Raw genomic sequence first — 21,952 nt, 5'->3', positions numbered from 1 at the left:
GCAGAGCGCGGCCTAATAATGCGCCCTCTTAGCCCGGACAGGGAATCCTTGTGATTTATCAATCTATTACCGCAAATGATACACCTCGCGATGAGACAGAACAACGGTTTTTCGCACAGCTGCTTCTGTCGATGAAGTTGCCGAGCCTGGTGCCAGCCATCGACGCTGCGTTTGCCGAGGGGAACGCCGTGGTCGTCCAGCTCGTCTCGACCGCAGAAGCCATGCTCAACCGTCGGCTTGCCGACCTCTCGGACCAGGAACGCGAAGCGCTGGAGATCGATCTATCCCCGCGTGAATACGTGTAATGTGGAGCTCCACATTACACATATTCTTTGCAGTCGCAGTTTATGTCGAGCGTGGCGGCGAGAGACGCAGGTTTCCTTCGGTTTTCCATGATTTCACTCCAGATAATATGCGGGTTAGAGGGAGTGTTCGAAGACGGGTCAGGCCCGCCTTCGAACGTCGGTGAGCATTGTGATCAAGGCGTCGGAAGGCGGCTTGAAGCGCCCCGGCTTGATCGCAGGGGCACCGTGGGCTGCGAGAATCTGCAGCTTCTCTTCGGGATCGGCGCGCAAGTAGGTCTCGGTGCTCTGGATACTGGCGTGGCCGAGCCATAATGCGACCTTGCGAATGTCCCCCGTCGCCGCGAGCGTGTGCATCGCGCAAGAATGACGAAGCACGTGGGGTGTGACGCGCTTCCCAAGGATCGACGGCTGCTTCGTCGCTGCCGTCTTGACGTGCTCGGCCAATCGGAACGCAAATCCGTCGCGGGTCATCGGCTGCCCGTTGGCATTGAGGAAAATCTCGGTGACCTCAACTTGAGGCCGGATCGCAAGCCATGCGCGCAATGCGATCTGGGTCTCCTTCCACAGCGGCAGGACCCGTTCACGTCGCCCTTTGCCCATGATGTGCATGGTGGACAGGGAGCGGTCCGGGAAATCGCCCAGTTGCAGCGTTACGAGTTCCGACACCCTCAGTCCGCCAGCATAGGTAAGATGCAGCATCGCGCGATCACGGGTGCCGAGGCGTGTCCGGGGATCGGGTGTATCGAGCAAAGCCTTGATCTCGGCCCGGTCGAGGTAATCGATCAGCGCCTTGTCTGTCTTCTTGGTCGGGATTGCTCTGACACGGAGTGCCTGATCGAGGCAGGCTGGAATCCGGTACTCGATGTATCGGAAGAAGGATCGGATCGCGGCGAGCCTGCCATTGCGGGTCCGCACGCAGCTGCCGCGGCCGATCTCCACATGATCGAGGAAGGCCATGATCATGTCTGTGCCGAGATCCTCAACCTCGAGATCGGTCGGTCGGCGCTTCAGCCGATCGGCAGCGAACTGGACGAGGAGGACGAAGCAGTTGGCATAGGTCTTCACCGTGTGCGGGCTGACGGCGCGTTCGCGCGGCAGATGTTCCCGCAGATATGCCGAGAGATGGAGAGCAAGCGCCGTCATGCCGCTTCTCCTTGAAAAAGTTGCTCGCTTGCAGCCGCAATGTCGCGCAGCAGCACTGGCGTGGCTTCGAGATACCAGTACGTGTTGGCGATCGACGCGTGCCCCAGGTAGACACTGAGACCGGCCATGTGGTGGGCAATGGCCTCCCTGTCACGCGGGCAGGACTCAAGCGAGCGAACAGCGAACGTATGTCGCAGATCGTGGAGTCGCATGCCTGCCGTACCGGTTGCTCCACGATATCCGAGAAGCCGGGCCAACCTGACGAACACGACGTGGGCGCGCACCTTGTGCGGCGCCCGCCCCCGGATAGTGACGAACAGGTCATTACACTTGGCCGGGTGCTTCGCGCGGATCGCAATGTAGGCTTCGAGTGCTTGGCGCGTCGATGGCTGCAAGGCGATCAGTCGCTGCTTGCCGAACTTGCCGTTGCGGACGACCAGCCCATCCTCGACCAGATCGTTGCACTGTAGCGCGAGAGCCTCGGAAATCCGGAGACCTGTCGCCGCGAGCAGGCCGAACAGGTAATGGTACGTGTATGGGCTAATCGTGCCATGGGGCGGAACGTTCAATGCCGCCGCCATGATCGCCCGCACCTGGTCCGCTTCGATTATGGTCGGAGTGGGACGTGGCCGCTTCCCCCGGCCGAAAACGCCGACAGGCGGGACTTCGTTGTCTGGGTCCTCGGCATGAGCGAAAAGGCTGAAGTTACGAGCAGCGTCGTACCTATGGCGAGCCACGTTTTGCGAGCTTGCCGTGTGGCACCAGTCGTAGATGCGCTGCACTCGGGTGTGCCGGTCACCGAAGCGTTCAGCGAAAGCGGCGTATTGGCGCAGCAGTCGTTCCTGTTCCGAGAACTTCCGCCCCAAGCTGCGATACAGCGAGACGTATCTGGCAATCTGCGTGCTCAGCATGACGGTTCTCCCGGCCATGGCTGCGCGATTTTCATGAGCATCGGCAGGTCGACCTTGGCGTAGATGGCGGTGGTCTCGGGCGAGCTGTGGCGCAGGATCGTTCCAACGGACTCCAGCCCTGCGCCCGCGCGCAGCAAGTTGGTGGCAAGCGAATGCCGGAAAATGTGCGATCCGGTCGGCACGCCTTCGATCCCGCCGCGCTCATGCGTGCGTGCAACGATGCCGGCGATCTCCGCCGATGAGCGGAACGAACGGAACGGGGCTTGCGCGCGCACGAACAGATGCGGATCGGCGGTCTTGGGACGCGCCGTGGCAATGTAGTCCAGGATCGCGTCACCGACGTCCTGAGGCAATGGCAGGCGATCAGGCCGACGCGTCTTGCCCTTGACCGTCAGGTGGCCCGAGCGCCAGTCGATATCGTCGAGGTGCATATCCCGAATATCACCGGCACGCAGGCCAAGCCGGGCGAGCAGGAGAATGATGGCCTTGTCCCGAACTTCCACCGGGCGATCAGTCGGACATGCGCCGATGATCTGCTCGATCGTTGCCGGGTTAACGTGCCGGGGCAGCGTCGAAAGACGGTAGCGTTGCACTGATGGGATCGCGTGCAACAAAGCTGGACGGCAAATACCCTGCACGACCAGGAACCGAATATAGCTCCGTATTATCGTGACGAGCAGTGATGCCGAACCCGGCGTCTCCTTGCTTCGTTGTTGAAACGCCCGTCTGAGGACGGCTGCATCCCATTGTGAAGGCTCGCCGAGCATAGGCGCGAGCCGCCTGATATCGGCCCGGTAGCGCCGGATCGTCTCATCGGTCGCGCCGCGGTGTTGCTTGAGCCATGCCAGATATGCCGCCATGTGCGGGTCGTCATCCGACACCAGTTCGACTGAAGGGATGACACCGCGGTCGCGCAAGAACTCGACGAAGTGCCGAGCGCCTCGCCGCCGCCGCTTCGCGCCCGAGGCAACAAGCTTGCCTCGCTTGCGCCAGACCGGACATCGACAATCATGCGCGCCGTACTGGTCGATGATCGTGTCATCGATATCGGCCCATTGTCGTCGCGCAATGCGAAGCCAGGCCGCGAAATGCTCGGCCTCGGATCGATAGGACTGGGCCGGTCCTTGCGCGAGTTGCAAGCGATCGATCCCATCGAAATAGTCGGCGAGGTGCCGTGGCAGATCGTCGATCCCGTCGTCGACACCGACGTAGCCTTGATCCTCCAGGAAGCGGACGAAGCGCCTGACTCGCGCTGCAATGTCCGCCTTATAGACTGGCTGCTGCGCCGAATACCGGTGGCAACGGCACCGATGCTTCTCGAACCGCCGAACGGTCCGATCGTCGATCGTGCGGATCGCGATCCCATGCAGTTCCATCCAATGCAGGAAATGACGGGCCGCAGCGCCAAACAGAATCGCACTGCCTGACCTCTCGTCGAGCGACAGAGAGGAGAGGAATGCGGTGAGTAGAGCGTCGTGACTGGGCGGGTCTTCGACCCGGAGCCGGGCCGCTCGAAACGACAATAATGATCTTGATCGCATGTTGGTTCCTTCGACTTGTTCAGGTCGAGGGAACCGTAATTATCTGGAGTGAAATCATGGAAAACCGAAGGAAACCTGCGTCTCTCGCCGCCACGCTCGACATAAACTGCGACTGCAAAGAATATGTGATCGATTACCTCGCCAAGAGCTTTCCTGTCCGGTTGATGGCGGTCTTCACCGATGAAAACGGCAATCCTCGCTCCGAGCCGATGAGCGACGAACACGGCGCGCCGGTACTGTGCCGATCGGCACTCGCCGCGCGCGACCGGATGATCGAGCAGCTTTGCGCTTTGCCGCCCATCGCGACCGCGCTTGATGCCATCATCGAACGCTTCGGCGTGGATCAGGTGGCGGAAGTGACCGGCCGGACACGCCGGCTCATCGTCGGCCGCGATGGTTGTCAGAAGCTGCAATCCCGGTCGCCGCGCGCCAACGTGGCTGAAACCCAGGCTTTCATGGAGGGGACCAAACGCATCCTGGTCTTCTCGGATGCCGGAGGGACCGGACGCAGCTACCATGCAGATCTAGCTGCGAAGAACCAGGCTCGCCGCGTTCACTTCCTGCTCGAACCGGGTTGGCGGGCTGACGCCGCCATCCAGGGGCTCGGCCGGACCAATCGCACCAACCAGGCGTCGGCCCCACTGTTCAGGCCAGTGACGACCAATGTGCGCGGCGAACGCCGATTCATCTCGACGATCGCGCGGCGGCTCGACAGCCTCGGGGCCTTGACGCGCGGGCAGCGCCAGACCGGCGGACAGAACCTGTTCGATCCGGCCGACAATCTCGAGAGCATCTACGCCAAGGAGGCGCTTCACCGCTGGTTCGGCCTGTTGTTCACCGGCAAGCTCGAAGCGGTCAGCCTCGGGCGCTTTCAGGAGCTGACAGGTCTCAGGATCGAAGCCCCTGACGGGTCGATGGTCGATGACCTGCCGTCGATCCAGCGCTGGCTCAATCGCATCCTGGCGTTGCCGATCGCCCTGCAGAATGCGATCTTTGACGAGTTCATGGGGCTCGTCGAGGCGCGTATCGATGCCGCTCGCCAGGCCGGGACGCTCGATCTCGGCCTTGAGACCATCGCGGTCGAGGACTTCACGCTCCTGTCGGATACGCTGCTGCGCAAGGATCCCGCGTCGGGTGCGACGACCCATCTGCTGGAACTAGAAATTGCCAGAGCTATGAAGCCGCTGACGTTGAAGAGGCTCGAAGATCTCCATGGCCTCGCCGGGCAACGGCAGCAACCTGTTCGGAACGCGCGTTCAGGGCGGGTTGGCTTGCTCGTGCCCACCCGCAGCATTCTTGCCGATGACGGCACGCGGGTGGCCCGCTTCGAGTTACTGCGCCCGCTGAAGCGCAGCCACATCACTGAGGGTCAGCTGGCTGAGAGCAGTTGGGAGCAGATCCCTGTGGGCGAGTTCCGCGAAGCATGGGCCGCCGAGGTCGAGGAAGCGCGGTCGAGCCACAAGCGCGAGCGCCTCTATCTGGCGACGGGCCTCCTGCTGCCGGTCTGGGACAAGCTCCCTTCGGATTTCGTGAGGGTGAGCCGCATCTCGGCGGCGGATGGCCGGTCGCTCCTTGGCCGGGAGGTTCCTCTCCATTGTGTTCCAGAACTGTGCCGGGCGCTCGGTCTGGAACGCGAGCAATCGCTCTCCGCCGATGACATCGTCCAGACCGTCCTGGCGACTGGCCGAGCCGTGGAATTTGCCGGCCGTGAGCAGCTCATGGTCAAGCGCAGTCTGGTCAATGGCTCACAGCGAATTGAACTGACCGGATGGAGTGTAGCCCGTCTTGACTGGTACAAGGCTCAAGGGTGTTTCACGGAAATCATCCGCTACCAGACTCGTCTGTTCGTACCGATCGAAGGGGCGGCGAGCATGATTGCCAGATTGGCATCATCCTCATAGGCTGTTGCCAAATGGCATTATCCGGCGTATATGATGCCATATGGAGAATTGCCATGCTGGCTCTACAACCCGTTGATACTGCCGTTACCGCTTTCCGTCCCGATCCGATTACCCAGGATGAGACAGCTGCCATGTTCCGGGCAGTCCTCAATCTGTTTGGCAAATGGGAGCTGACCGACGAGCAGGCTGCAACGCTGCTCGACATGCCGGTGCGATCCTATCGCCGCTGGAAAGCCGAAGGCCCCGGGCGCGTCTCGCGTGATGGGCGTGCGCGCCTCTCCAACCTCATGGGCATCCACAAGGCGCTTCGGATCATCTTCTCGGAGGCAACCCGTGGCTATGCCTGGATCAGGTCGGCAAATGATGCGTTCGGTGGAGCCAGTGCGCTCGACGTGATGCTCGGGGGCGAACTCACCGACATCATGCGGGTGCGTCGCTACCTCGACGCCGAGCGTGGTGGCTGGTGAACGAAACGGCGGATATCCCCGTTTCTCGAGTTGAGTGGAAGGGCGCTGTCAGGATCATCCGCAGTGCCTTCCCACCGATCGACCTGTTCGAAGATATCGCTGATCCAGCCGACTGGCCACTGCTGATCTCGGCAGAGCAGAAGACCAATCCCCGCATCATGGCGACGATTGGCAATCTGAACTTGGTCCCGGTCGACCGGCGAGTAGGAGGCAATGGCGCTTCCTACCTGATGGCGCCGTTCACCCATGTCAGTACCGACCGGCCAAGTCGTTTTGCCGATGGCAGCTACGGTGTGCTCTATGTCGGGGACCGGTTTGAAACCGCACTGTTCGAGACGATCCACCACCATGCCCGCTTCATGGCACGGACAAAGGAAGCGCCTGGCTGGACCTCGCAGTTCCGGGAAATCGTCATGACAGTCGAGGCAGACTTGCATGATCTCCGAACTTTGCCGGAGGAGCCGTTTCCGGCGCTGGATCCTAACAGCTACGTCGCGTCCCAGGCACTCGCGCAGCACCTCAGGGGCTCGGGATCAAACGGGATTGCCTATCCGAGCATCCGGCATCCCGCTGGGGAATGCGTCGCGCTCTTCTACCCGGACTGCGCGTCGAACCCCTTGCAGGGGCGGCACCTCGACTATCACTGGGATGGGGCGCGTGTTGATCTCGTGCGTGATGCCGGATCAGGGGCTGTTTTCCGTATTGTCGATTTGCCGATTGATCCCGCCTGATCGCAGAAACACCGTTCACACGATCAAGTGTTATCCGAATGCTGCGCTTACTGAACGGTCAGCGAACTATGCCTGTGCACCAGCTTTCACGAGTTCATGAAGGGCTCGGTCCGGCGAAACCGGGCCCTTGTACAGCGGGCTACATGGTGTCTCTGCTAGCTTCGCCGAAATCGCCAAGAGGTCATCATCATCTCCCTTTTCATAGGCATAGGCGGCCAGCCAGAATTCGGCCTGCTTAACGAACTCATTGAGCACACCCAGGACGCTCCGGTTCGAAGTTTTTGCGTACTCCACCTTGTCCATCCGCCAGACTTCCTGAGCGATGAATTCAGATGAGACGCCGTGCTCCTTCAGAACAAGCGCCAATTGTGCGGGGAATCTTCGAGCAAGCGTGGCCGCTGGGGCCAACGGCATAAGCACGGGAATCAGCGTGCGCTCAGAAACCAGCACAGCTACCTGCGGCTTCCAGAACAGGACGGTGGCATACCAGTTGCCCAGCGAGGTATCGCTCTGCCTAGGGGCAACGATTTCCGGTTTGATCCTATCCAGCAGCTTCTTGGTGCAATGGAGATGGAACATGGCAGCCCACAATAGTGTTCGCTGTTCAATGCGTCCACTGACGCTCTCGGCCTCGCCGCGGTAATGGCAATGACCTATTTAGGGTCAGTTGTTCCTAGCCCGGCTTATTCACCGCGTTGGGCCGAGAGGGTTGGCGGGAGTGGCATAAGCCTCTGATCTGAATTAGGAACTGGGTGTCTAAGCCGAACCTGCCGCAGGGCAGAAGATGCCACAGGCCACCCCGCCATGACCGACGATACTGCAAACCCATTCCGATTCCCAGCAGTGCGCAGCCGGAAAGTCACAGCCGCCTTTGATGGTGGTCGGCTGACCTCGGACGGCGGCGTCCTGCTACTGGCACAGGCTGAGCGCGCGATGGGCATCTGCCGTCGGCTTGCCGCTTGCATAGCCGACCCGCGTGACCCTGGCCGGGTGATCCATGCGCTGCCCGACATCCTGCGCGCCCGGGTGTTCGCGATCGCTTGCGGATACGAGGATGCCGACGATCTCGACGCCCTTCGCGACGATCCCGGCTTCCGCCTGGCGCTGGGCAAGCTGCCGGGCTCCGGTGCCGGGCTTGCGAGCCAACCCACGATGAGCCGCTGGGAGAACGCGCCGACCACGCGCGAACTGGCGAAGTTGATGGCCGCCATGATCGATATCTACTGCGCCAGCTATCCCACTTCGCCGGCGGCGGTGACGTTGGATATCGATGACACCTGCGATGTCGTCCACGGCTATCAGCAGCTCTCGTTCTGGAACGGGCACCATGGCGAGCGCTGCTTCCTGCCGATCCACGTCTACGACACCGCCAGTGGCCGGCCGGTGGCGATGCTGCTTCGCACCGGCAAGACGCCATCTGGCGCCGAAGCTGCTGGCCACATCCGGCGTCTGGTGCGTCACATCCGCCGGCACTGGCCCGATACCCACCTCACCATCCGCGGTGACGGGCACTATGGCCGCCCCGAGGTCATGGCGTTCTGCGAGGCGTACGGCATCGATTACGTGTTCGGCCTGCCAACCAACGCTGCGCTGCGGGCCGATCCCGCCATCGTCGCCGTCGCCGATACCTGCGCGGTCAAGCGGGCCGAGGAGCAGCGTGTGATCCTGCGAAACTATGCCGAGACCCGCTACGGCGCCAAAAGCTGGAAGGGCCAGCGCCGCGTCGTCGCCCGGATCGAGGCCAGCACGCTGGGCATGGACATCCGCTATGTCGTCACTTCGCTGACCCAAGGCTCGGCCGAGCACATCTACGACACGCTCTACTGTGCCCGCGGCCAGGCCGAAAACCTGATCAAGCGGCACAAGACCCAGCTCGCCAGCGATCGCACCTCGTGCCGCTCGGCCAATGCCAACCAGATGCGCCTCATTCTGCACACCGCCGCCTACTGGCTCCTGTGGCGGATCCAGCAAGAAATCCCAAAATCTGCCGCGCTTGCCGTCGCCGAGTTCGCAACGATCCGCCTCCGGTTGCTCAAGGTCGCCGCCCGCGTCATTGAATCCGCAACGCGCATCCGCATCGCCTTCGCGTCAGCATGCCCCGATGCCGCCACGTTCAAGGCCGTCGCCACCAACCTTCGGCCTGCTCCTACATAGCCCGCGCGGCCGTGCCGCCGAACCGCAAGCCCCCCTCCATTAACCCCGAAAAGCCCATCGATCCCACCGCGGTGAAAAACACCGCCAGAGGCGCTCGTCCGGATCACATCACCGAAAACGCATCGCCACCCAACAAGCCCGGAACCTCAGTCTCATGAATAGGCCGGGCTAACGCAATTTGAGAGGAAGAAGACGTGAGCCTGTTCGAGAACCTCATCGGCCTTGACGGCTTCGAGTTCATCCAGCGCAAGATGGACAAAGGTTTCGGCGAGGGCAATTTCTCGGCCCTGTTTGAAAGCATCGAACGCGATCAGTTGCGGCGTGGGGCCTTGAACGTGGCGGAGCTGGCGTGACAACGTCAACCCCCGCACTCAAGCGCATCCATCCTGCGGCCTATCGTTGCAATGAGCCGAAGCTGTGCGACACCATCCGCAGCGGGATGGAAGACGAAGCCGGACGTCACATTTTCGGTGCCATCAATCAGAAAGTCGGGATAGCATGATCAAGCGGCTTGCGGATCAGGAGCGCGTGGAAGCCTTGGCCGCGCTCCGTGGCTGGACCCATGAGCCGGGGCGTGATGCGCTGGTCCAGACATTCAACTTCCCGGATTTCGTGACTGCCTTTGCGTTCATGACGGCCGTCGCGCTCGAAGCTGAAAAGGCAGACCACCATCCAGAATGGTCCAATGTTTATGGACGCGTTTCGATATTGCTCACAACGCACGATGCGAATGGGTTGTCTGAGCGGGACACGAAACTAGCAGCCAAGATTTCGGTTCTCGCAGCCGCCCTCACGTGAGGGTCAAGCGCCCCTAGCAAGCGTGAACGACCAACAGATCGTCGCGCGATCCATTTCCTCGCGCTGGCTTGCCTCGCACAAGGAAGAGCGTCCCGCCGCCATCTCCGCAAAAGCGGTCGGCCATTGATCCGAAGCGACGCGGCTCATTGCCGCCGCCATCCGGCTCGCCTGACCGCATCCAGGCGTGATCGGCTGATAGCCCTTATGGCGCAGGGCCAACTGCGTGCGATAGCCATGTTCGCGCATGATCCCGTTCGCGAGCAACTGATCCGCATGACGCGAGACGCCCCATAGCGAGACCGGCTTGCCGGCCAAAATCCTCCGCAGCAGCCTGACCCGGTCCTGCTCCAGCGGGATCGCCTCCAAGCCCAGTTCGCGCGCGCGGCTGGCAAACTGGCTGCCTGCGGCAAGCGTCGGGTCGTAAAGCGCGATCCTGGCGGCGGTCGCCGCATGGACGCGGCAGGCGCCCAGAAGCGGTACTGCGGCCGCGGCGGCCATGAACGTGCGTCTGCTAAGGTCGGTCATCGCCCACCCCGCGCCTTCGGAGTGGTGAGGTAAGCCGCGATCTGCTTGATATCCGCGTCGCTGACTTCGCCTCTGGGGATGGGGGGCATGTTGCCGATGCCGGTCCGCGCCGCCTGGATCACGTAGTCGACCGTCAGGTCGTTCCGCTCTTCAAGCAGCGGGCGATCGGTGCGGCGCGCAAGCAGGCCGGTGCCCATCCCGCCCTTGCCATGGCACATCCCGCAGTATTGCACATAGAGCCGCTCACCGCCTTTCGCGTTTGGCCGGGCGGAAAGCGTCAGCGGTGGTGGCGGCGAGGGCGGGCCCGGGCGCGCTGCGGGAGCCGCAGCCGCTGCCGGATCCTTTTGCTCTGCCGGCTGCGCAGGCGCGGCGGACAGCACGGCGAGCAGGGCGAGGAAGCCGCCGCGCGTAACAGTGGCGAGGCCGTTCATCAGCGATCCCCCGATTGGCCTGCGGCAGTTCCTATCCCGCTCTTGCCCGGCGCGATGATGCCGAAGGGGTCCAGAGCGGCCTTGACCTTGGCGTTCAGCTTGCCAAGGGCGCCGCCGTTGAAATCATAGGTCGATGCGACAAGGTCCATATAGTCAAGGTGCGTGCGGTATTCCCCGTAACCATGCGCCTTCGCATCCGCCACCAGCGTGCGGATGAAAGGATCGACGCGGCGCATCATGTCCGGATCGTCCTTGTCCAGCAGGATGGCGTTGACGTTGATCAGGTGGCGTTCGCCGAACGCAAAGCTTGCCTGATAATCCATGCCGAATTCCCGGTAGCGCTGGTAGGTCCTGCGGAATTGCTCCATCGCCGCGCTGCCCGATTGCGGTAGCACTGGCGAGAAGCCGATATGCCCGCCCAGGCCACCGTGCCAGTTCGCGTTCTGCATCGGGAAGGTGAGCGGCGTACCGGTCCAGCCGGTCATTTCCAGCGGATCGCCACGTTTCCAGCTCGTGCGCTTCATGCTGAGCGGCTTGAGCTTGTTCATCTCGCTTTCGAGGATGGAATAGGCTTCGCGGTTGATCGTCTCGCGTCCGTAGAGGCGCAGGCTGACGCCCCACCAGCCCATCTGGAATTTCTTGCGGATCGCGGCGATCACCGTGTCGGAGAGTGCGCCTTTCTGGTCCGTCCATTCCGCGCGCGTGGTCAGGATGGCGGCGGCCCTCAACCAGTTGCCGATCGTGGGCGATTGCTGCAGCACGCCCTCCCGCCGGAGCGGCGCGATGGCATCGATCAGCGGCCCCAGATCTTCCGGCCGGTCGAACTCGAGGTCCATGCCCATGAGCGATTCGGGTTCCGGCATGAGCCACAGGCCGGCCTTGGTGACGATGCCCAGGTTGGACTGGACGAACATCTGGTCCCACGCCGGACCGAAACCGAAGCGATAGAGCTGCCAGGTGGGCGAGCCGGTGAGCGCGCCCATCCCGGTGCGCACCAGCGTGCCGTCTGCAAGCACCACTTCCATCCCGCACAGCTTGGTCGTGTGTTCGCCATAGGGCGTGTAGCCGACCCCGCGATCCAGCGCGTTGCCGATGACCGAGCCCCAGCTGTTTCCGGGCGTCGAAAGCCAGTGCTTGAGCCCGCGCGCCTTCAGGAAATCATACAGATCGTAGAAGCCGACACCCGGCTCCAGCAGCACGGTGCCGTTTTCCTCGTCGTATTCGATCTTCTTCATGCGGGACAGATCGAGGATGACCGAACCTTCCAGCACCGGTGCGGAGCCGCCGTAGCCGAGGTTCTTGCCCCGGCTGATCGGCCAGAGCGGAATCCTGTGCTCGGCCGCGACGCGGACGATCGCTTGGATCTGCTCCACAGTGTCCGGGGCGATCGCGCCTGCGGGGCGGTGCCGGCTGTCATCGACCGCGAACGCGTCGGAATAGGAATCCTGGTCTTCGGCATCGAAGAACAGGTTTTGCGCGCCGACGATGGCGGCGAAGCTGCGGCGCGCGGCGGCCAGTCGTTCCGGCGGAATGCTGTAGGACGAAAGTGGCATGGTTTGATCCGGTCTTTGCTCCGCTTTCCGACGCATGGGCCGGGCGCCCATCCTTCATGGCGGCGTGGTCGGGAAGAAGAGGGAAAGGTTCTGGCGGTTGTCTCTTTATGCTTTGCCTCGGGATAATGCTGCGCCAGGATTTGCGCAGCATCGCTAGCTTTATCGCTACGTCGCGAGCCGGCGCTGATTGGGATCGAGCTTGAGCATCTCGGCGCTTTTCAATGCAGGATCCCAGTGCTCCACAATCTTGCCGTCCTCGATGCGGAAAAGATCGAACCAGCTGGTGTGGTAAGGAGCGTCGTCGGCATCCCGTTCCGGACGGACGAACGTGAACTGGACCATGTCGCGTTCGGCCACGATCGCGATCAGGGGCAGACGGATCGCCGGCTCGATCTCGCGCTCCGGCCGGGACGAACGGATGAAGGCCGCGAGCGCGTCGCGGCCGCTGACGACGTTGGGGTTGTGCTGGATGTAGTCCGGCCCGATAAAATCGCTGACGCGGTCCGCGCGGCCGGCCTGCAGCACGATGCGGTACATGTCATAGCACAGCCGCTTGTTGCGCTCGATATCGGGATCGGTGCTGCGCAGCATCGCTTCGTGGTCCGCCGCGATGACCGGCGTGGTCTGCCCCGCAACCGGCTCTGCCGCCGCGATCAGTTCCGTCCTGCCGCTCAAGATGGCTGCTCCTCGTTCCAGGGGCGCGGCCATTTGCGGGTATCGTCCCAATGTTCGACGATCAGACCGTCCTCCAGACGGAACATGTCGAAGGCGTGGCCCAGATAGGTTTCGCCGGGGCGCGTGGGGTCGGGCTGCTCCTGCTCCCAGATGGCGACCACATAGTCGCCCTGCGCCACCGTCCGCAGCAGTTCCTTGCGCGCGGGCGGCGTGAACCCTTCGGGCAGATTCCGGATGATCTTGACCAGGTGCAGAATGTGCTCGCGGCCGGACGGCATGTTCACATTGTGCTGGATGTAGTCCGGGTGGATATATTTGAAGACGGCCTCGTCCTGGCCTTCATAGATCACGCCCTTCCACATCGCGATCACGATTTCGGCGTTGCGCTCTTCCAGCGTGCGTTGGTCGGTCATGCCAGCCTCACGTCAGCGCGTAGTAACGCAGGACGTTGCCCGAGACGAGGCGTTCGCCCACGCCCACGAACACGTGCTTGGTCAGCCAGTCGTGCTTGCCGACCGGAGTCTCGAAACTCGGCTGCCCGCGCAGGTAGTATTCCTCGTGTTCCACGGGTTGGCCGCCACGGAAGGCCCAGTCGCGGATGCGTTCCATCGTGTCGGGCTTGCGGCCCCACAAAAAGCCCTTGTTGTTGAGGAGGATGAGCGTTCCGTCCTCTTCTTCGAGCATGTACCGCGCATCGAACACGGCGACATCGTCCGGCCGGAAATAGGCGTAGTCGCCGCCCGAACCCGGCACGGCCTTGCCGCGAAGCCGCGGTCCCTCGAACGTTCCGCTTTCCACGTAAACGGCCCCCCGGTTGCCACCCCAGGGCGTGTTGTTGATCATCTGCACGCGCGGAAAGGAAAGGCGCACTTCCATCACGAATTCCAGCCGGGGGTTTTCCAGCGTGGAGAAGGGCGGGGAGAAGGCGTCAGTCATGAACCTTTCCTCCGGTCGGAACGGCAAGGTCGGTAGCGGCGTTGCCTGCGTGGAGCGCCGGTTTTGTATTTGCGAACAGGGATTTACCCGGGCACGGTGACGGGGAAACCATAGGTGGGGCGCTCCTCTCTTCCTTTAATCGTTCGACGGTAATCGTAACGATCGTTAGATATTCTTGCAAGTGTGGATATGGCGGGCGCCGGCCGATTGCATTCGCCGACCACAGTCTGGAATGCGCGCGATCGATGGCTTTGCGCGCGCTGCCTGCAGTATTCCTGGCGTTGTGCCGATGCCGGTTTCCCTTCGATCATGGGTCTTGACGAAGGCGAGCGCAGCGCCACAGTGAGTCGCTATGTCAAATCCATCCGATCCGTCTGAACCGCCACAGGCGTTACAATCCGACTTGAGCCCGGAAGCGGAAATGCTTCACAACATTCTCAAGCTCGCGAACCGTCTGATGGCTCCGTTTTCGACTTTCCTTGCTCACGAGCATCGGATCAGCCTGAACGAATTCCGGGTGCTGATGCAGATCGGCTTCTATCGATCCGCCGCGAGCCACGAGCTTGTCGAACTGACCGGCGTCAATCCCATGAGCATTTCGCGGGCTGTCGCCACGCTCGAAAAGAACGGTCGCGTCGTCACGGTGACCGATCCGGCGAATCGGCGGCGAAAGCGGCTGACGCTGACGGCGGAGGGCGAGCGGCTGTTCCGTGCGATGCGCCCGGCGACAAACCTTGTCGCGGAGTTCCTGCTTTCCCGGTTGAAGCCCCACGAACGGGCGACGCTGGATCATATTCTGCGCACGCTGATCGCAACGCTGGAAGCGAAGGATGAGCAGGGCCGGTCCCTGTTTCTGGAGAATACCCGGCTGGACCATCAGCCCGAGGAGTGAACCCGGCCAATGGCGATGGCTTGCCGCATCGCCATTGAGGGAAGGGGGCGGTGAGGCCGGGTGGGCACTCCAGCGCGTGAGTCCCGGTAGGGCGTTCGCCGCTTAACCCATGCCGCGGCCGCTGGCCGTGGTGGCGGGAACGGGCTGCGCCACATCCCAGTGCTCAACGATGAGACCGTCCGCGAATCGGAAGATGTTCATCAGCGCATGCCCGGGATCTTCCGGCCCCTGGCGGCCAATCAGATGGACGAATCCATAATCGCCATCCACCAGGATGCGGCGGACGTCCATGCTGACCGTTGGCCGTGCGAGCAGGCCTTCCAGGTGCGCGATCGCGGCTTCCCGCCCGTCGGTGACGGCGGGGTTGTGCTGCATATAGTCAGGATGAACGTAACGTTCGAAGGCTTCGCGCACCTTCATTTCATCGTAGTAAAGCCGTACGAAATCCAGAAGGAGCGCGCGATTCCGCGCGGTGCGGGCAGCGTATTCCGGGCTTTGGGATTCAGTAATTCCGGCGGTTCTCGGCGGCATGGCGTGTTCTCTCCCTAGGGTTCCGGCACTTGGCGTGATTCACAAGTGCCAACGATGCGATCAGAAATCTGGCACGTGCTCGATTGACCAATCGTAACGATCGTTATATCAATCTCGAACTGGCTTCAAACCACTTTCAAAGTGGAGGGCAAGGAGAGGGTGTGATGAGAGCGACACAGGTTCCTATCGGGCGCTTTTCTGAACGGTGCCGTTCGTTTCGCGCAAAATGCAGGGCGGCCGATGGCCGCGTGTCGCGTGATTTCGCAGGCGCCGGGGGCGCCTGACGGCCAGCGCGTTTCGGATTGACCGGGGCTTGCGGCCACACCGCCGCCAGCCATCCGGCGAACAATCATCATGTGATATATGGGGAGGTAACATGAAAACTGAACTTTTGCGGGCGTGCGCCAGTGCCATGGTCATCGCCGCTGCTATTTCTGTTTCAAGTCAGGCATTTGCCGCAGCGGACGAAGCTTCTTCGCCGCAGGCTGACGAAGCAGAAGCAACGTCCGGCGACATCGTCGTCACCGCCCAGCGGCGCACGGAGCGCCTGCGGGACGTGCCGATTTCCGTGTCTGTGGTGGGTGGCGAGCAGCTGGCGCGGGATAACCTGACCAACCTGTCCGCGGTCGCTGATCGTCTGGCCAACGTCCGGATCACGCCTGGGCCGTTCGACCAGCTCAACATTCGCGGTATCGGTTCGTCCAACAATACCGGTTTCGAACAATCGGTGGCGACCTTCGTCGACGGCGTTTATCGCTCGCGTCCCCGCGCCATCCGTGCCGCGCTGTTCGATGTCGAGCGGGTGGAAGTGCTCAAGGGGCCGCAGACGACCTTCTTCGGCAACAACGCGATCGCCGGCGCGCTCAACATCACGACCCGCAAGCCGGGGAGGGAACTGGCCGCCAACGGATCGGCGCTGTATGGCAGCTATGGCGAATACAACGTCGAAGCCGGTGTGACGGTGCCGGTGGGCGACATGTTCAGCGTGCGTGCTGCCGGCCGCCTGTCCGGCATGGACGGTTATGTGAAGAATGCCTTCACGCGCAAAGACGCTCCGCACGAACGCAACCGTGTCGGCCGCATTTCGCTGGCCTTCACGCCTTCGTCCAACTTCCGGTCGGACTTGCGCTACGACACGGGCAAGACGACTTCGGACGATTTCCTGCCGTTCGAGCTGGAAAGCTGCCCGCCGCCCGCGCCGTTCCCGGTGGGTGGAAGCTGCGCGAACTACATTGCGGCGAACGGAACGGCCGTCGACGATAAGCTCAACTGGCGGAACTCCAGCCGTCCCGGCAAGCTCGACTACGCGTTTAATGAAGTGGGCTGGACCAACGCGTTGAGCATGGGTGACTATACGCTCACATCGATCACGGGTTTCTTCAACCACAATACCGAATATCTGCAGCAGCTTATTCCGTCGCCCGTGCCCGGCATCGGTGGCGGCAGCCTGCTTCCGGTGTTCCAGCGCGAAACGTTCCGCCAGTGGTCGCAGGAAATCCGCCTTGCATCGCCGACGGGTGGCTTCTTCGAGTGGCAGCTGGGCGGCTACTATTCGAGCAGCAAGATGCGCAACAATGGCGTGACCGGCTTCTTCTTTGCGCCGTTTGGTGCTTCGGCTCCGCCATACACCGCGCAGACCCCGGTTGCCGGGCGCCTGACCGTGCATGAAGACGCGACCACCAAGTCGGTTTTCGGGGCCGCCACGATCCGGCCGATCGATCGGGTCAAGCTGAACCTCGGCCTGCGCTATTCCGTGGTGGAGAAGGACGGTTTCCGCTTCCTGCGCAACGGAACGGCGGACCCGAATTATCCGACCCCGGAAAACTTCGTGCCGGCGAGCCAGCAGGTCAGCGATACGCTGAACACGATCCTGGGTTCGAACAACCAGAACTTCGCCAACCCGCACCGCAAGGATGACAAGCTCATGCCGTCGGTGAGCTTGCAGTTCGAAGCGACGCCGGATGTCACCGCTTATGCAAGCTATACCAAGGGCTTCAAGGCTGGTGGCTATAGCGGCGGTTCGGCCGGTGGCGATTTCGGCCCGGAAACGGTCAATGCCTATGAAGTCGGCATCAAGGGCAATCTGTTCGATCGCCGCGTTACCTTCTCGCTGAGCGCGTTCCGGGGCGATTATTCCGGCTTGCAGGAATCGGTTTCGGAAACGCTGCCCAGCGGCACCGTGCGCGTCAGCGTTGCCAACGCGGCGTCCGCCCGCTCGCAGGGTGTCGAGCTTTCGGCCAGCTGGCGCATGACGAGCTGGCTGACCGCGAGCACCGATCTTGCCTATCTGGATGCGATCTACCGCAACTATAACGGTGCGCCGTGTTCGTCGATCCAGACGCTGCTGGGTGCCTCTTCGGGCTGTATTGGCCGGCGGCAGGACCTTTCGGGCAAGCGGCGCGGCTTTGCCCCGGAATGGACCGGCAATTTCCGCCTCGACGCGACGATCCCTGCGGGCGACATGAACGTGCGGGTATCGCCGCTGCTCTATTTCAGCTCGTGGTACTTCCAGTCGTCGACGGCCGACGATCTGATCCGGCAGAAGGGTTATGCGAAAGTCGACCTTCGCGTCAGCGTCGGTCCGAAGGACGATCGCTGGGGCCTGGCGGTTATCGGCCAGAACCTGACCAACAAGGCCACGGCCGGCTTCCGGCAGACGGTCAGCGGTGCCAACGGATCGGTTTCGGCCCTGGCTGAACGTCCTCGCACGGTCGCGGTTCAGCTCACCGCGCGGTACTGAGGGGGCATTGCTGAAAAGTGGCGGCGGGGCTTTGGCCCCGCCGCGCTGCGTCGCGCATGAGGTGCTGCCCATGAAGTTCTACTCGATCCTGGCGCTGCTTGCCTGTGCCGCAGCGCCGTCAAGCCAGGCGCAGTCCATCCAGGCAGAGGATGCGCAAGCCGCGTTGCTGGCCAGCCCCGATCCTGTGCTCGCGTCCAACAAGAAGCTTGTTTACGACATGTATCGCGAAGTCCTGCTTGGCGGGCGCGCGGATCTGGTCGACCGCTATTTCACCGTGGAATACCTGCAGCATAACCCGAACGTCGCATCGGGGCGTGATGCGCTGGCGCGTTTCATCCGGGGGTCACGGCCCGAGCGCCCCGTGAAGCCGACGATCACTCTGCCGCTGATCACGATGATCGCCGAGCGGGATTTTGTTCTGGTTGTCACCCAGCGCCCGATGCGCGATGACAAGGACGAAGGGTACGTGACGAGCTGGTTCGATCTCTTCCGGATTGCCGGCGGGAAAATCGCCGAACATTGGGACCCGGCGCTAAAATCGTCCGCCATGCTGAAATTTGATCCCAACAGCGTGTCTGACGCGCTATCAAGGATCGAATCCGAGAAGGCCGGAGCGAGGGAACCGGCACGGCCCTAACCCCGTCGGGACCGCTAAGCCTGAATGGGCATCGACCTGCCCACGCTTTGGTTCCGTTGCGGCACCAACTGGAGAGCGAATATGAAGCACGAATTCAAACTGCTGATCGACGGCCAATCCAGGGACGGGGTAACGACCTTCGACGTCGTCAACCCCGCGACCGGCGAGACTTTCGCGCAATGCCCGAAGGCCGATGCAGCCCAGCTTGAGGAAGCGGTCGCGGCTGCCAGGTGCGCTTTCCCGGCCTGGGCCGCGACGCCCGTTGAAGCGCGCGCCGCGCTGGTCGTGGCGCTGGCCGATGCGCTCGAGGCGCGGGCAACCGAGTTCGCCAGCCTGCTGACGAGCGAGCAGGGCAAGCCGCTCGACCAGGCGATGTACGAGATCATGGGCAGCGTGTTCACGTTGCGCGCCTTCGCGGCCATGCGGGTCGAACCGAAAGTTCTGCGGGAAGAAGGCGGGAACAGCGTTGTCGAACACCGCACGCCGCTCGGCGTGGTGGGCGCGATCACGCCTTGGAATTTCCCGGTGATCCTGCTGATGAACAAGCTCGGGCCGGCGCTGGTGACGGGCAACTGCGTAGTGGCGAAGCCCGCGCCCACGACGCCGCTGACCACGCTTCTGTTCGGTGAACTGGCCAAGGACATCCTGCCGGCCGGCGTGTTCAACGTGCTGTGCGACCAGAACGAGCTGGGCCCGCTGCTTACCGGGCATCCCGATATTGCCAAGATTGCTTTCACCGGTTCCACCGCGACCGGCAAGAAGGTGATGGCGGCCGCTGCTGACAGCGTCAAGCGCGTCACGCTGGAACTCGGTGGCAACGATGCCGCGATCGTGCTGGATGACGTCAATCCGCAGGCCGTGGCGCGCAAGGTCTATCAGGGAGCGATGGCGAACGCCGGGCAGATCTGCGTGGCGATCAAGCGGGCCTATGTGCCGTCTTCCATGTACGACGAGTTCTGCGACGAACTGGCGAAGCTGGCCAACGAAGCCGTGGTCGATGACGGATCGAAGCAGGGCGCCACGATCGGACCGGTCCAGAACAGGATGCAGTTCGAAAAAGTGGTGTCGTTGCTGGACAGCGCCCGTGCCGAGGGCACCGTGCTTGCCGGCGGCGCGCCGCTGGACCGGCCGGGCTATTTCATCCCACCCACGATCGTCCGCGATCTGGGCGACGATGCCGCGCTGGTGCGCGAGGAACAGTTCGGCCCGGTGCTGCCGGTGCTGCAATACGATGATATCGAAGACGTGATCGCCCGCGCCAACGACAGCGACTATGGCCTTGGCGGCACCGTATGGGGCAGGGACGTCGCCCGCGCGACGGAAGTGGCCAAGCGCATCGACACGGGCACGGTGTGGGTGAACCAGCACCTTGCGATCGATGCCAACATCCCGTTCCGTGGATCGAAGCAATCGGGCATCGGCGGCGAACTCGGCGAAGCCGGGCTGCTCGAATATACGCAGGCGCACATCATCAACGCCGTGCCGCTGGAAGATTGAAGACCCGGCCCGTCCTGTCCGGTAACGCGAGGACGGGCCATTCTTCCGTGAATGCAGATGAGGGCGGGTGACTTGGGTCGTCCGCCCTCACTGCGTTTGATCAGAGGCCCGCAGGCGCGGCATCCAGCAGGATGGACTTGGTTTCCAGATAGGGCTGCAGCCCTTCCACGCCGCCTTCGCGCCCGATCCCCGATTGCTTGAAGCCGCCAAACGGCATCCCGAATTCCAGGCGCATGCCGTTCTGGCCGATGCCGCCGGTCCGCATCTGACGCGCGATGCGATAGGCCGCGTCGGCATCATGGGTCAGGACCGAGCCGTTCAGGCCGTAGCTGCTTTCGTTGGCGATGCGGATCGCATCTTCCTCGTCTTCCGCCGGGATCAAGGCGAGGACCGGGCCGAAGATCTCTTCCTGCGCGATGCGGCTGCGGTTGTCGACGTTCGCAAACAGCGTCGGTTCGATGAAGTAGCCCTTGTTGAAGCTGGAGGGACGGCCGCCGCCAGTCACGAGATCGGCGCTCTCGCGGCCCAGCGCGATATATTCCTCCACCCGGTCGAGCTGGCGCTTCATGGCGAGCGGGCCAAGCTGCGTATCGGGCGCGTCGCTGTGCCCGATCTTGATGCCCTGCATCACGCGCGCGATGGCATCGGCCAGTTCGTCATGGCGCTTCCGGGGTACGATCGCGCGGCTCAGCATGGCGCAGACCTGGCCAGACATCACGGTGATCGTGTTGCCCAGGATCGCGGCGGCAACCTCGATCGGGAAGTCATCGCGCACGATGGCCGCCGACTTGCCGCCTAGCTCGAGGGTGCAGCGCGCGACACGGCTGGCGCAAACCTGGCCGATGCGCTTGCCGGCGGCGGTGGAGCCGGTGAAGCTGACCTTGTCCACGTCCGGATTGTTGACGAGATGGTCGGACGCTTCGCGATCGCCACACACGAGGTTGAGGACGCCCGCCGGCAGCCCGGCGGCTTCCGCTGCTTCCGCCATGATGAAGGCTTCGAGCGGCGTTTCCGGCGACGGTTTCATAACGACCGTGCAACCCGCGACGAGGGCGTAGGCCACCTTGCTCGACATCGTGCTGAACGGTGCGTTCCACGGCGCGATGCACGCGGTGACACCCACGGGCTCGCGCACGACGATCGCGGTGTCGACTTGCGAACTCGGCCGCCGTTCGACGAACGGGTAGCTTTCGCCGAGCGAGGCTATGAAATCGAGCGTCGCCACGCCCCCGCCGTGCATGATCGGGGCGAAGCTGGCCAAGCCACCAACCTGCGCCGTCCACGCGGCCGAGAGTTCGCCCACGCGCTCGCCCAGAATCGCGGCCCAGCGGCGGACAAACGCGCCGCGTTCGGCAGGAGTCAGGCCGGTCCAACCGCCGTTGTCGAACGCACGCCGGGCGGCGGCCACGGCGGCGTCCATGTCTTCGTTGGAGGCTTCCGCCACGCGCGCGATAACCTCCTCGCTGTTGGGCGAGGTGATTTCGATCGCGCCGCCCCGTGCCGGACGAACCCATTGTCCGTCGATGAAAAGCTTGTCGGGGTGCGTTATCCGGATGCCATCAGGGGTCATTTCTCATTCTCTCC

22 protein-coding genes and 1 pseudogene are annotated in these 21,952 nt (G+C 62.9%); 11 read left to right on the top strand and 12 right to left on the bottom strand.

Going from position 1 to position 21,952, the window contains the following annotated elements; genetic code table 11:
• The first annotated feature begins 50 nt into the window (after positions 1-50).
• On the top strand, positions 51-305 hold the full coding sequence (locus F1640_RS05735; protein ID WP_375336181.1) for a hypothetical protein: 255 nt from the start codon (positions 51-53) through the stop codon (positions 303-305).
• 138 nt (positions 306-443) lie between these two features.
• On the opposite strand, the gene F1640_RS05730 is transcribed toward F1640_RS05735, so the two are convergent.
• From F1640_RS05730 to F1640_RS05720, 3 genes are read right to left on the bottom strand one after another with little or no spacing between them, the layout of a single operon-like run.
• A complete protein-coding gene (locus F1640_RS05730) occupies positions 444-1,448 on the bottom strand; it encodes a tyrosine-type recombinase/integrase (protein WP_011540752.1) in 1,005 nt (334 codons plus the stop codon).
• Entirely contained in the window at positions 1,445-2,359 is a 915-nt protein-coding gene (locus tag F1640_RS05725) for a tyrosine-type recombinase/integrase (protein WP_011540751.1), read from the bottom strand. The genes F1640_RS05730 and F1640_RS05725 overlap by 4 nt, the downstream gene beginning before the upstream one ends.
• Entirely contained in the window at positions 2,353-3,900 is a 1,548-nt protein-coding gene (locus F1640_RS05720; protein ID WP_011540750.1) for a tyrosine-type recombinase/integrase, read from the bottom strand. Before F1640_RS05720 ends, F1640_RS05725 begins: the two co-directional genes overlap by 7 nt.
• Between F1640_RS05720 and F1640_RS05715 the strand changes: the two genes are divergently transcribed.
• The 3 genes from F1640_RS05715 to F1640_RS05705 are packed head-to-tail and all read left to right on the top strand — an operon-like array spanning position 3,885 to position 6,999.
• Positions 3,885-5,801 (top strand): strawberry notch C-terminal domain-containing protein, encoded by a 1,917-nt coding sequence (locus tag F1640_RS05715; protein ID WP_375336180.1) that lies wholly within the window; start codon positions 3,885-3,887, stop codon positions 5,799-5,801. The two genes, F1640_RS05720 and F1640_RS05715, sit on opposite strands and share 16 nt — an antisense overlap.
• A 53-nt stretch (positions 5,802-5,854) precedes the next feature.
• A complete protein-coding gene (locus F1640_RS05710; RefSeq protein WP_194918198.1) occupies positions 5,855-6,268 on the top strand; it encodes an MbcA/ParS/Xre antitoxin family protein in 414 nt (137 codons plus the stop codon).
• The gene (locus tag F1640_RS05705) at positions 6,265-6,999 is read left to right on the top strand and encodes an RES family NAD+ phosphorylase (protein ID WP_194918196.1); all 735 of its coding nucleotides are present in this window, start codon (positions 6,265-6,267) and stop codon (positions 6,997-6,999) included. The genes F1640_RS05710 and F1640_RS05705 overlap by 4 nt, the downstream gene beginning before the upstream one ends.
• Positions 7,000-7,065: 66 nt before the next feature.
• On the opposite strand, the gene F1640_RS05700 is transcribed toward F1640_RS05705, so the two are convergent.
• Complete coding sequence (locus F1640_RS05700) at positions 7,066-7,578, bottom strand: DUF6933 domain-containing protein (RefSeq protein ID WP_194918194.1); 513 nt, start codon at positions 7,576-7,578, stop codon at positions 7,066-7,068.
• A gap of 225 nt (positions 7,579-7,803) precedes the next feature.
• Here F1640_RS05700 and F1640_RS05695 point away from each other — a divergent pair, with 225 nt between their 5' ends.
• From F1640_RS05695 to F1640_RS05685, 3 genes and pseudogenes are all read left to right on the top strand, one after another.
• A complete protein-coding gene (locus F1640_RS05695; protein WP_194917264.1) occupies positions 7,804-9,153 on the top strand; it encodes an IS1380 family transposase in 1,350 nt (449 codons plus the stop codon).
• 215 nt (positions 9,154-9,368) lie between these two features.
• A pseudogene (locus tag F1640_RS05690) lies at positions 9,369-9,506 on the top strand (4-hydroxyphenylpyruvate dioxygenase); the annotation flags it as partial.
• Between the two features lie 145 nt (positions 9,507-9,651).
• Positions 9,652-9,951, top strand: a complete 300-nt coding sequence (locus F1640_RS05685) for a 4a-hydroxytetrahydrobiopterin dehydratase (RefSeq protein ID WP_124810244.1) — start codon at positions 9,652-9,654, stop codon at positions 9,949-9,951.
• Between the two features lie 3 nt (positions 9,952-9,954).
• Here the strand turns inward: F1640_RS05685 and F1640_RS05680 are convergent, their stop codons facing one another.
• The 6 genes from F1640_RS05680 to F1640_RS05655 all read right to left on the bottom strand — a co-directional run bounded on the left by F1640_RS05680 (position 9,955) and on the right by F1640_RS05655 (position 14,071).
• Positions 9,955-10,476, bottom strand: a complete 522-nt coding sequence (locus F1640_RS05680) for a hypothetical protein (RefSeq protein ID WP_194918192.1) — start codon at positions 10,474-10,476, stop codon at positions 9,955-9,957.
• A complete protein-coding gene (locus F1640_RS05675) occupies positions 10,473-10,907 on the bottom strand; it encodes a cytochrome c (RefSeq protein WP_194918190.1) in 435 nt (144 codons plus the stop codon). The genes F1640_RS05680 and F1640_RS05675 overlap by 4 nt, the downstream gene beginning before the upstream one ends.
• Positions 10,907-12,460 (bottom strand): FAD-binding oxidoreductase, encoded by a 1,554-nt coding sequence (locus F1640_RS05670; RefSeq protein ID WP_194918187.1) that lies wholly within the window; start codon positions 12,458-12,460, stop codon positions 10,907-10,909. Before F1640_RS05670 ends, F1640_RS05675 begins: the two co-directional genes overlap by 1 nt.
• A 165-nt stretch (positions 12,461-12,625) precedes the next feature.
• A complete protein-coding gene (locus tag F1640_RS05665; RefSeq protein WP_223806711.1) occupies positions 12,626-13,135 on the bottom strand; it encodes a nuclear transport factor 2 family protein in 510 nt (169 codons plus the stop codon).
• Positions 13,132-13,548, bottom strand: a complete 417-nt coding sequence (locus F1640_RS05660) for a nuclear transport factor 2 family protein (protein WP_124810249.1) — start codon at positions 13,546-13,548, stop codon at positions 13,132-13,134. Before F1640_RS05660 ends, F1640_RS05665 begins: the two co-directional genes overlap by 4 nt.
• 7 nt (positions 13,549-13,555) lie before the next feature.
• Positions 13,556-14,071, bottom strand: coding sequence for a DUF3237 domain-containing protein (locus F1640_RS05655; protein WP_124810250.1), 516 nt, complete (start codon positions 14,069-14,071; stop codon positions 13,556-13,558).
• Positions 14,072-14,492: 421 nt separating this feature from the next.
• Here F1640_RS05655 and F1640_RS05650 point away from each other — a divergent pair, with 421 nt between their 5' ends.
• Positions 14,493-14,963: a MarR family winged helix-turn-helix transcriptional regulator gene (locus tag F1640_RS05650; protein ID WP_124810251.1), complete on the top strand. Its 471-nt coding sequence runs from the start codon at positions 14,493-14,495 to the stop codon at positions 14,961-14,963.
• Positions 14,964-15,065: 102 nt separating this feature from the next.
• Here the strand turns inward: F1640_RS05650 and F1640_RS05645 are convergent, their stop codons facing one another.
• A complete protein-coding gene (locus F1640_RS05645) occupies positions 15,066-15,494 on the bottom strand; it encodes a nuclear transport factor 2 family protein (RefSeq protein WP_124810252.1) in 429 nt (142 codons plus the stop codon).
• Positions 15,495-15,870: 376 nt separating this feature from the next.
• On the opposite strand from F1640_RS05645, the gene F1640_RS05640 reads away from it, so the two are divergent.
• The 3 genes from F1640_RS05640 to F1640_RS05630 all read left to right on the top strand — a co-directional run bounded on the left by F1640_RS05640 (position 15,871) and on the right by F1640_RS05630 (position 20,368).
• On the top strand, positions 15,871-18,234 hold the full coding sequence (locus tag F1640_RS05640) for a TonB-dependent receptor (protein ID WP_194918185.1): 2,364 nt from the start codon (positions 15,871-15,873) through the stop codon (positions 18,232-18,234).
• A 163-nt stretch (positions 18,235-18,397) separates the two neighbouring features.
• The gene (locus F1640_RS05635; RefSeq protein ID WP_255530285.1) at positions 18,398-18,871 is read left to right on the top strand and encodes a nuclear transport factor 2 family protein; all 474 of its coding nucleotides are present in this window, start codon (positions 18,398-18,400) and stop codon (positions 18,869-18,871) included.
• Positions 18,872-18,952: 81 nt separating this feature from the next.
• A complete protein-coding gene (locus tag F1640_RS05630; RefSeq protein ID WP_194918181.1) occupies positions 18,953-20,368 on the top strand; it encodes an aldehyde dehydrogenase family protein in 1,416 nt (471 codons plus the stop codon).
• A gap of 100 nt (positions 20,369-20,468) precedes the next feature.
• Here the strand turns inward: F1640_RS05630 and F1640_RS05625 are convergent, their stop codons facing one another.
• Positions 20,469-21,938 carry an aldehyde dehydrogenase gene (locus F1640_RS05625; RefSeq protein ID WP_194918180.1) on the bottom strand — a complete coding sequence of 490 codons (1,470 nt, stop codon included), beginning with the start codon at positions 21,936-21,938 and terminating at the stop codon, positions 20,469-20,471.
• Between the last annotated feature and the right edge of the window lie 14 nt (positions 21,939-21,952).

This window comes from Novosphingobium sp. NBM11 (assembly GCF_015390225.1).
GTDB lineage: Bacteria > Pseudomonadota > Alphaproteobacteria > Sphingomonadales > Sphingomonadaceae > Novosphingobium.
The sequence above is the reverse complement of the archived record's forward strand: the minus strand, read 5'-3'. Positions and strand labels throughout refer to the sequence as shown.

Excerpts from the sequence above, each read along its gene's own strand:
- F1640_RS05715 (WP_375336180.1), top strand. The coding sequence starts at position 3,885 with ATGATCTTGATCGCATGTTGGTTCCTTCGACTTGTTCAGGTCGAGGGA.
- F1640_RS05630 (WP_194918181.1), top strand. The coding sequence starts at position 18,953 with ATGAAGCACGAATTCAAACTGCTGATCGACGGCCAATCCAGGGACGGG.
- F1640_RS05700 (WP_194918194.1), bottom strand. The coding sequence starts at position 7,578 with ATGTTCCATCTCCATTGCACCAAGAAGCTGCTGGATAGGATCAAACCG.
- F1640_RS05625 (WP_194918180.1), bottom strand. The coding sequence starts at position 21,938 with ATGACCCCTGATGGCATCCGGATAACGCACCCCGACAAGCTTTTCATC.
- F1640_RS05720 (WP_011540750.1), bottom strand. The coding sequence starts at position 3,900 with ATGCGATCAAGATCATTATTGTCGTTTCGAGCGGCCCGGCTCCGGGTC.
- F1640_RS05660 (WP_124810249.1), bottom strand. The coding sequence starts at position 13,548 with ATGACCGACCAACGCACGCTGGAAGAGCGCAACGCCGAAATCGTGATC.
- F1640_RS05640 (WP_194918185.1), top strand. The coding sequence starts at position 15,871 with ATGAAAACTGAACTTTTGCGGGCGTGCGCCAGTGCCATGGTCATCGCC.
- F1640_RS05675 (WP_194918190.1), bottom strand. The coding sequence starts at position 10,907 with ATGAACGGCCTCGCCACTGTTACGCGCGGCGGCTTCCTCGCCCTGCTC.
- F1640_RS05730 (WP_011540752.1), bottom strand. The coding sequence starts at position 1,448 with ATGACGGCGCTTGCTCTCCATCTCTCGGCATATCTGCGGGAACATCTG.
- F1640_RS05650 (WP_124810251.1), top strand. The coding sequence starts at position 14,493 with ATGCTTCACAACATTCTCAAGCTCGCGAACCGTCTGATGGCTCCGTTT.
- F1640_RS05680 (WP_194918192.1), bottom strand. The coding sequence starts at position 10,476 with ATGACCGACCTTAGCAGACGCACGTTCATGGCCGCCGCGGCCGCAGTA.
- F1640_RS05685 (WP_124810244.1), top strand. The coding sequence starts at position 9,652 with ATGATCAAGCGGCTTGCGGATCAGGAGCGCGTGGAAGCCTTGGCCGCG.
- F1640_RS05710 (WP_194918198.1), top strand. The coding sequence starts at position 5,855 with ATGCTGGCTCTACAACCCGTTGATACTGCCGTTACCGCTTTCCGTCCC.
- F1640_RS05670 (WP_194918187.1), bottom strand. The coding sequence starts at position 12,460 with ATGCCACTTTCGTCCTACAGCATTCCGCCGGAACGACTGGCCGCCGCG.
- F1640_RS05645 (WP_124810252.1), bottom strand. The coding sequence starts at position 15,494 with ATGCCGCCGAGAACCGCCGGAATTACTGAATCCCAAAGCCCGGAATAC.
- F1640_RS05695 (WP_194917264.1), top strand. The coding sequence starts at position 7,804 with ATGACCGACGATACTGCAAACCCATTCCGATTCCCAGCAGTGCGCAGC.
- F1640_RS05655 (WP_124810250.1), bottom strand. The coding sequence starts at position 14,071 with ATGACTGACGCCTTCTCCCCGCCCTTCTCCACGCTGGAAAACCCCCGG.
- F1640_RS05725 (WP_011540751.1), bottom strand. The coding sequence starts at position 2,359 with ATGCTGAGCACGCAGATTGCCAGATACGTCTCGCTGTATCGCAGCTTG.